The sequence below is a fragment of the Bartonella sp. MU70NMGDW genome, assembly GCF_042194085.1.
Taxonomy (GTDB): Bacteria; Pseudomonadota; Alphaproteobacteria; order Rhizobiales; family Rhizobiaceae; genus Bartonella; species Bartonella grahamii.
Map to the genome: position 1 here is coordinate 1 of NZ_JBHIMK010000234.1, position 1,841 is coordinate 1,841.

The window sequence follows — 1,841 nt, forward strand, 5'->3', positions numbered from 1 at the left end:
ATGGTGTTCCTGTAGGAGGCGAACTTGATTATCTTGATGATGGAACTTTAGCAGCAGCTGTACAAGCACGAACAAATTTTTAAAACTTTTTCCTCTTTACTTTTAGCTCTTTAATGACGGGGGAATATCCAAATGCTAAAGAAAAAGTTCTCATTTTTAAACGACCTTGGTCCTGGTATTTTAGTATGTTTATTCATATCAGTCTTAGCGTATGGTTTAGAAGTCGTGGAAAAGCAGCTTTTTAGGCAAGCGTGGCTTGAAAGCCTTGTTTTGGCAATTCTTTTAGGATCTGTTACCCGTAGTTGTTTTACTTTGCAAACATATTTTCAAAAAGGTATAACTTTTTGTGCCAAAACACTTCTTGAAATTGCTATCGTACTTCTAGGAGCAAGCATTAGCATTAACGCAGTGCTTTCAGCCGGTTGGAATTTACTTTCTAGCATCATATTCGTTATATTCGTAACGATTATCCTGAGCTTTGCCATTGGTCGAATCTGCGGGCTCTCTAAACATTTAGCAATGCTCGTTGCTTGCGGAAATGCTATTTGTGGTAACTCAGCCATTGTTGCCGTTGCACCCGTCATTAAAGCAAAACACGAAGAAGTAGCTGCATCAATTGCTTTTACTGCTCTTTTAGGAGTTGTTATTATTTTACTTCTCCCTTTTTTATATCTATTTTTGAACTTGTCATTTAGTCAATATGGTGTGCTTGCTGGCATGGTAGTTTATGCCGTACCACAGGTCTTAGCAGCAACAGCGCCAATATCTTTCGTGAGCGTTCAAATTGCAACAATTGTCAAATTAGTACGTGTTCTCATGTTAGGCCCTGTTATTTTTATCCTATCCATCATCTATCGTCGATCAGCACAAACACGCCTGCGTCTACACACCCTTGTCCCATGGTTTATTATTGGCTTTATTCTTATGATGCTTGTTCGCTCAAGTGGTCTTATCCCTGAAAAAGCACTTAATCCCATCAAACTAATTGCTCAGTTATTGACCATCATTTCAATGGCAGCATTAGGATTAGGCGTTGATATTCGCTCATTGAAAAAAGCAGGATGGCGTGTTATCTTAGCTTCAACCTGCTCCATACTCACCCTTGGAGCTTGTAGTTTGATCATGATAAAATTAATCGATTTAAATCAGATAATATTTTGAAATAGCCCTTAAATACTCTTGATTTTTTCAATATAGTACACAATAAATCCCAATATTTGCTAGTATTGGGGTAGCCTTTCACCAAACTAGGCTAAAATTTCAAAAAATTCGCTATCATTCTATACAAAAAATTGAATGCGCTTTAATATAGTGCAGAAAGCTATCAAATAGCTTAAAACTGAGTATCATATACTGAAATACATCATTCGTTAAAAACTCTAATCTAATCAAAATCAAGTTTTTACAAAAAGCTAAGGAATGTGCTCTTATTGGGAAAAACAAATGTGATCTCACGATTTCTTCCCTTCAAATGATTGTTATTTACTCTGTTATACAACAAAGCATAATGAAAATTAAATCTCTCCCGCATTCAATAAGGAAAAGAATATTAAATATTGACTAGACATAATAAAAAACTTCAAAAAACAGTGTTATCTATTTGTTTTATAAGTGACTTTAACTATTGCAAAATGTACAATAAAATAAAAAATAGTAAAAAAATACAGCAGGCCTTTTGTTTATCATATTATTCAACTACAATATTTTTATGCTTATCCTTGCCATAGACACTGCTTCAATCTATTGCGCTGTTGCGCTTATTCGTCATAAATCTGTTATTGCGCGTATCAATGAGCGCATGAACAAAGGACATGCTGAAAAACTTATTGGGCAGATTACAC

General features: G+C 35.0%; 1 protein-coding gene and 2 pseudogenes. All 3 read left to right on the forward strand.

Annotated features, from left to right (window positions below; genetic code table 11):
* A pseudogene (locus tag ACFIKE_RS10015) lies at positions 1 to 83 on the forward strand (recombination protein RecR); the annotation flags it as partial.
* 49 nt (positions 84 to 132) lie between these two features.
* Positions 133 to 1,161, forward strand: a complete 1,029-nt coding sequence (locus ACFIKE_RS10020) for a YeiH family protein (RefSeq protein WP_375649691.1) — start codon at positions 133 to 135, stop codon at positions 1,159 to 1,161.
* 547 nt (positions 1,162 to 1,708) lie between these two features.
* Positions 1,709 to 1,841 (forward strand): annotated as a pseudogene (locus ACFIKE_RS10025) (tRNA (adenosine(37)-N6)-threonylcarbamoyltransferase complex dimerization subunit type 1 TsaB); the annotation flags it as partial.